Here is a 6,569-nt window from a genome sequence, read left to right on the forward strand (position 1 = left end):
GTTCTTCGTCACTTTTGGTGGTATTGATCAACTGGAATCCATCAGCACCCGCTTTCGCAGTAATATGAAGCCGGCTCGGCCATACATTTGGCGCTTGATATTTTCAATCGGTTTACCTGTCCTTCCACCTGACCATTACTCTATTCCAGAGATACCGCCGCTTTAACCGCATCGTAGTCTTGTTGTAATCCTTTAGCAAAGTTTTTCAGGGAAGGAATGCCACTCTCTAGTACTTTACTGATCCAGGGATTTAATCTTTTCTTCTTGTTGAGCTTATCAGTCATTTCCTTGAATTTCCTGGCCAGTTGACTAGCTTTGTTAGCCTGTGGGCACCGTTTGTAAAATGCTCTTAAATAATTCTGGGTTTCTTCATTCTGATCTTCGAAAGGTTTACTCAATAGTAAACTTACTTTTCGGGCTGACCATGTTCTGATCATCAAAGGAGGAGGAAGGTTTTCGGAATTAGATTCTTTAGGAAATTTGGATACCAGGCGGTAGACACTTTGCGAAGAACCGGTAAATCCCTGCTTTTTGATCTGACGCCATAACTCTTTGTGATTGGTTTGGCCCTCACTCCATCTCTTTCTTAAGTACGGCTCAAAAGGTAAGGCTAAAGATGTTTTAGTAGGCGATATAGCTTTTTGCGGATATTGCTCATACTTCAAATATTTTTTGATGGTTTGACGATGAAGACCTGTTTGACGATGAATTGATCTGAATGGTCGCCGTAGCTTATGTTAGGCTCTGTTACATCTTAAATGGCCATTCAGATTGAAGTAATCTGGATTCCTTCAACTTCCTGAAAATGCTTATCGCTAGTTAACAGTGGTAGGCCTGTTTCTTTAGCTATTGCAGCAATCCAAATATCGTTTTCGGGGATAGGTTTCCCTTTTTGCCGTAATTGGTCTTTGATCTCACCATATTTTTCGGCCGTCTTCTCCGTTACTTCCAAAAGGTTGACACGCCTTTTGAGTTGTTCTATCTCTATAGTTCTTTTGGGAGTTTGATTAGATTTATTGGCTCCATAGTAGAGTTCGCCCAAAACAATAACTGGAATGTAAATGGTTCTTAGCTGACTAACTCTTTCAATCGTCTCTGTATCATTTCTGAAAATGTTTATCACGATATTAGAATCAAGTATATAATCACCATTCATCTTTATCTATTTTTCTTGATTCTTCCACCGCTTCCTCATATGCAGATGCTTCTTCATCTGTGATCACCCCCGCTAATTCTAAAATTCTGGGTGGCTCATTAGTACTCTTCCCTTCCTCATCTGAACCAGCAGTATTATTCTCACGAATGCCGCGTAAAACTTCTTCCACAATTTTAAGCCGCTCTGCCAAACTGAATTTATTAATTAGCGCTATTAATTCATTCGTCGATACCATGATTAAGGTCTTTTCTACAAGTTAACGAATTTCCCAGTCATTCCGTTTCATTTATTGATTTTCAATAGAGCCTAACGCCCAGCGTAGCTGCCTGAGGCTGACGACGCAGGAGACAGACATGGTTAGCTACACTGTGTTGTACAAAACCTAAAGGTAACTGAAGCGAGTGCCTAAGCAGCCGTTTCGTTACCTTTAGTCTTATTTCATATACTAAACATTAAGATGATGAAAAAAAACGATAATTGAAAGGGCCTGTGCTCAAGTCCCAGCATTTAATGCTACCTACCAGCAATTATTAACCAACATCCGACTGAACGGACGCTCAGAGAGTACGCTGAGTAACTATGGGCGCTGCCTGGCTAAGATGGCCCTCTACTTTCAGTGTTGCCCCACCACACTACCCGATGAGCAGATTAATGAGTATTTGCTGCTACTACGCGACACCCAGTCACCTTCCTATTCTTACTTCAAACATACCGTATATGGCCTGCGCATGGCTTTTCGCAGTGGAAGCGCAGTAAATCAAAAGGTAAATACCTCTTTAACCGAGCAGCCATTCAAAAAAGCCCGACAGGTCATCAACTACATCGGCAGGTATTCTCACAGCATTGCCATTGGAAACCACCGTATTAAAAATATCGAAGGCGACAAGGTGGCTTTCTCCTATAAAAACTACCGGAAAAATGGGCAGAAAGAGAAGATGCAGCTCTCTCAATGGGACTTCATCTGCCGGTTTGCCAGGCATATTGTTCCGCATCGCTTTGTGCGCATCAGACATTATGGGATACTCAGCAACCGCAATAAAGGGCAGGCCCTAATGGCCGCCAGAATCGCACTCGATGCCAAAGCTCCGCCACCACCTGAACTGACAAAGACTGCATTTAATCCTTTGCTACCCCAACACTACTGTGCTTGTTGTAAAACTACTACCACGCACTTGCTGCTAGAGATATTACCTCCCGCAAGGGCCGGACCTTTGGCAGAAACGCTAAGAAAATTAAGTCAAAATAGATGGTAGGTAAGTGCTCGCATTTTGCCCTGGCGATGCTTTGTCTAAACAACTGAAAATAGCTCCGAAAAGCAGGATAGACCAGGCTTTTTCTGCCCTTTTTTACTTAATACACCCCTCAGCAAATTTAAAAACTGATCAGCTCGCTAAAATGAAAGGGCTTTTAGGGATAAACAAACCCGCTTCAAACACAAAAATCACTATTCTTTGCCCATAGTACCCCCTTCCAATACCTGGCTCCGGTTTCGTACAACACCAGAGCGTAAAGTCTCGGCTTGCAGCCGACTTTCGCTCTTAGTTATTGTAGCCAGTTTTTCCCGGTATTTTTTCTCCAATGCACTCGCAAAAGCCACTTTGTCTTTACGTAGTAATTCCATTGCCTTTCCATTTACAATGGTCGGATGCACATCCCTGAGATAATTATCACTCCATATTGCAAACTCTACAAGCATGGGAGTCAGAGCCAACCCCTTATCAGTCAAGAGGTAAAGGTTCGTCTTTTTATTATTAGGTCGTTTTGTTTTTATGATGATGCCCAATTCTTCGAGTAGTTTGAGTTTGGTCGAAAGAATATTGGTCGCAATAGCTTCTTCACTTTCCGTAAAATCCTTAAAGGTCTCCTTGCCTTCTATTAGCATCTGCTTTACGATGACCAACATCCACTTATCGCCTAAAACATCGAGGGCTGAAGTAAACGGACAATTGCAGCGAAATTTATGTTTCATGTTAAGTCTATGTTAATTTTTACTTGCAAAATGCAATTTATCTTATTTTTTACTTGCAAAACAAAAGTTATTTGTATAGTTTTGCTTGCAAATAAAAAGTAATTAATTCTTAATCATGAAGCAAGTTTTTTCAATCCTATTATTTGCAGGCTTAATCGCAGCTTGTAATTCGACGAAACCGGCAAGCGATGATATTCAACAATCTAAAAATTCAACAATGAGTAAAAAAGAAACTGTAGGCACTTTTTTAGGTGCTGTAATGAAAGGGGACACCACCACCATGCGTGAACTGGCAAATGCCGATTACATCCAGCACAATCCATTTATCCCAACAGGTTTAGAGCCATTTATTCAAATGCTTCCTGTTTTACAAGAAAATGGAACAACTGCTGAAAATATCCGAATGTTCCAGGATGGCAATTATGTATTCATGCACAACATTTGGAGAAATGCCAAGCCGTTTGGTGCCGATGAGATGGTATCGTTCGATATTATTCGATTGGATGATAACGGTAAAGTAGCCGAACATTGGGATGCCATGACTCCATTGGTAAAAGAAACTGCGAGTGGAAGGACACAGACAGACGGACCAACAACGCCAACAGGTTTAGATAAAACGGATGCCAATAAGAAATTGGCAAAAGCAATGGTTGAAGATATTCTGATGGGCAAAAATCCACAGAACATTACCGACTACATAAGTAACGAACAATACGACCAACACAATCCTGGTATCAAGGATGGATTGGCAGGAATCGTAGAAGCAGTTGAATATCTCACTTCGCAAAACAATATGTTCCAATACACCAAAATTCACAAAGTATTGGGCGAAGGAAACTTTGTGCTTACTGTGAGCGAAGGGCAATGGAACGGGACGACCAATGTTTTCTATGATTTACTCCGCTTTGAGAATGGAAAAGCTGTGGAGCATTGGGATGTTATTCAGCCTATCCCTACCGAAAACTTAGCGAATAATAACGGAATGTTTAACTTTTAAAAATGAAAATCATAAATATCAAAATAGTATTCTCACTCTTTTTAGCAATGACTTTTTTAGCATCATGCGATGATGATGAACAAATGACTCCTGAATTAAGTCAAAGGGAAAAAATAGCCTCTTTTTTTGAAGCTATCAATACTCGAGATGTGGCTATCATAGAGGAGTTGGTAACGGAAGATTACATACAGCACAATCCATTTATACCTACAGGCAGAGACCCTTTCATTGGTCTTTTGACAACGGTATTGGAGGATAATGGGACAAGGGTCGAAAATATCCGAATACTTGAAGAGGGCAATTTTGTCGCTATTCATAATCTATGGATTAACGCTGCACCTTTTGGAGCAGATACAGTAGTGAGTTTTGACATATTACGGTTTGATGAAAACGGGAAAATTACAGAACACTGGGATGCCATTCAACCTTGGGTAAGCCAAACGGCAAACGGTAATACCATGGTTGATGGACCAACCAATATTACTAATTTGGATGAAACAGCCGCTAATAAAGCGTTGGCTGTATCGATAATAGAAGATGTATTAATGGGGCAAAACCCAAATAACATTGTCAATTATATCGCTGAAGATTACATCCAGCACAATCCGGGCATTGACAATGGTTTGGTGGGTATTCAAGCGGCTGTGGATTATCTAATTTCTATCAACAATATGTTCCAATACAACACGATTCACAAAGTGATAGGTGAAGGAAACTTTGTTTTAACCGTAAGTGAAGGAACATGGAATGGCACTTCAAATGCCTTTTACGATTTATTCCGTATGGAAAATGGTAAAGCGGTAGAACATTGGGATGTCATACAGCCTGTTCCAACAACTGGTTTAGCTAATGACAACGGAATGTTTGGTGGATTTTAAAAACTATAAAAATCAATACAATGACTGAAATACCATTCAATAATTTAAAATAAATAAAAAATGAAAAATATAATTATAACAGGAAGCAGTAGCGGATTTGGTTTAAAAGCTGCCAAAGATTTTGCCGATAAAGGCAATCAAGTATTCGCCACAATGCGTAACCCTGACGGTAAGAATGCTGAAAAGAAGGCGGAATTGGAGGGACATTCTACTCACATCAAAGTCGTGGACATGGATGTGACGGACGAAGCTTCTATAAAAAATGCCATTGATGGCATCATCGCTGAGGTTGGAAATATTGACATTCTGATTAATAACGCAGGGATTATGTACTTGGGTATTACCGAAGCGTTTAGTGTGGAACAGGCTCGTTTTCAGATGGAAACCAATTATTTTGGAGCGATTAGAGTGATGCAAGCTGTTTTACCTTCTATGCGTAAAGCTGGTTCAGGTTTAATCATCAATACATCTTCGTTGGTGGGGCGTATGTCACCTCCATTTTTTGGCACCTATACTGCCACCAAACACGCTTTGGAAGGGTACTCACAAGCCTTGCGATACGAGGTTTCACCATTTGGTGTAGATGTGGTAATGGTAGAACCAGGACCTTTTGGAACAGGACTTTTGGCTTCTGGTCAAGCTCCTGCACATAATGATACCTTGGAATCTTATGGTGAATTGGCAGGAGTGCCTATTGCAATGGGCGAAAACTTTGCACAAATGTTGCAAAGTGAGGATGCCCCCGACCCACAATGGGTAGTGGATGCCTATTTGAAATTGGCAGAAATGCCATTTGGTGAGCGTCCTACAAGAACCGTAGTAGGAATTACTTGGGGCGTTGATGAAATTAACCAATTGACTCAACCAATTCAAGATAATGTTCTAAAGGAAATGCAGCTGGATTCTGTACTTGGCGGTGCTTCTGCCTAATCATTAACCATTTAATTTGTACATAAAATCACAAGGGTTTCGGCTCTTGTGATTTTTTTTGTTTTTCGTTTTCTAATTGGCTACAACGGGAATGCACACGCCGTGCGCAGCGACAGCAAGCATGGTCGTCGTGCATTTTGTTACTTGTGGTTTTTAAACATCAATCTTAGCAAAACTTAAGGTAGGCCTGTTACTAAATTATTCTTTGTCTTATTTGCCTTCGACTGATAACTGTTAAGTACCCTTCAAATCCTATCTTACCTTCTTGTATGAGTTGATGTAAGTATTCACCGGGTTCTCTTGGTTTAAATTCTTTCCATCTGAAGTAGATCACCCCAATAGGTGACATAGATTTCTTAAAAATCAGTTCCCCGAAATCACTGTCAAACGTGGTGATTATTCGTCCTTCATCAATTGACAATTGAATGACTTCTTTATCCTTAATTCCCACATTGGAGGCTCCAATATGCTTAAGTAGGTTGCCCAATTAAATCAAGCAATAATCTGCGTCTTTTTGGGGCGATTTCTTCGTTGCAAAAAGCCTTGGATAGCTAGACTATCCGCGATTTTTGCGCCTCGAACTAGCCCAAAAAAGCCAGCACCTTATTACAGACTCAATATGGGCAACCTACTTAATAT

The 6,569-nt window shown here is 40.5% G+C and carries 9 protein-coding genes; 4 read left to right on the plus strand and 5 right to left on the minus strand.

All coding sequences use genetic code 11. From position 1 onward, the window contains the following. Positions 1 to 140 precede the first annotated feature (140 nt). From VJ937_RS02580 to VJ937_RS02590, 3 genes are all read right to left on the minus strand, one after another. Entirely contained in the window at positions 141 to 665 is a 525-nt protein-coding gene (locus tag VJ937_RS02580; RefSeq protein ID WP_324065343.1) for a transposase, read from the minus strand. Between the two features lie 101 nt (positions 666 to 766). Next, positions 767 to 1,156, minus strand: coding sequence for a type II toxin-antitoxin system VapC family toxin (locus tag VJ937_RS02585; RefSeq protein WP_324065344.1), 390 nt, complete (start codon positions 1,154 to 1,156; stop codon positions 767 to 769). Beyond that, entirely contained in the window at positions 1,146 to 1,391 is a 246-nt protein-coding gene (locus tag VJ937_RS02590; protein WP_324065345.1) for a hypothetical protein, read from the minus strand. The genes VJ937_RS02585 and VJ937_RS02590 overlap by 11 nt, the downstream gene beginning before the upstream one ends. 364 nt (positions 1,392 to 1,755) lie before the next feature. On the opposite strand from VJ937_RS02590, the gene VJ937_RS02595 reads away from it, so the two are divergent. Then, positions 1,756 to 2,409 carry a transposase gene (locus tag VJ937_RS02595; RefSeq protein WP_324065346.1) on the plus strand — a complete coding sequence of 218 codons (654 nt, stop codon included), beginning with the start codon at positions 1,756 to 1,758 and terminating at the stop codon, positions 2,407 to 2,409. Positions 2,410 to 2,600: 191 nt separating this feature from the next. On the opposite strand, the gene VJ937_RS02600 is transcribed toward VJ937_RS02595, so the two are convergent. Beyond that, a complete protein-coding gene (locus tag VJ937_RS02600; RefSeq protein ID WP_324065347.1) occupies positions 2,601 to 3,125 on the minus strand; it encodes a helix-turn-helix domain-containing protein in 525 nt (174 codons plus the stop codon). Positions 3,126 to 3,342: 217 nt separating this feature from the next. Between VJ937_RS02600 and VJ937_RS02605 the strand changes: the two genes are divergently transcribed. From VJ937_RS02605 to VJ937_RS02615, 3 genes are read left to right on the plus strand one after another with little or no spacing between them, the layout of a single operon-like run. Beyond that, positions 3,343 to 4,122: a nuclear transport factor 2 family protein gene (locus tag VJ937_RS02605; RefSeq protein WP_324065348.1), complete on the plus strand. Its 780-nt coding sequence runs from the start codon at positions 3,343 to 3,345 to the stop codon at positions 4,120 to 4,122. Positions 4,123 to 4,124: 2 nt separating this feature from the next. Then, complete coding sequence (locus tag VJ937_RS02610) at positions 4,125 to 5,000, plus strand: nuclear transport factor 2 family protein (protein ID WP_324065349.1); 876 nt, start codon at positions 4,125 to 4,127, stop codon at positions 4,998 to 5,000. 60 nt (positions 5,001 to 5,060) lie between these two features. Continuing rightward, positions 5,061 to 5,930, plus strand: a complete 870-nt coding sequence (locus VJ937_RS02615) for an SDR family oxidoreductase (RefSeq protein ID WP_324065350.1) — start codon at positions 5,061 to 5,063, stop codon at positions 5,928 to 5,930. 193 nt (positions 5,931 to 6,123) lie between these two features. Here the strand turns inward: VJ937_RS02615 and VJ937_RS02620 are convergent, their stop codons facing one another. Further along, complete coding sequence (locus VJ937_RS02620; protein ID WP_324065351.1) at positions 6,124 to 6,417, minus strand: DUF5615 family PIN-like protein; 294 nt, start codon at positions 6,415 to 6,417, stop codon at positions 6,124 to 6,126. Positions 6,418 to 6,569 lie beyond the last annotated feature (152 nt).

Source organism: Salinivirga sp., assembly GCF_035268865.1.
Classification (GTDB): Bacteria; Bacteroidota; Bacteroidia; order Bacteroidales; family Salinivirgaceae; genus Salinivirga.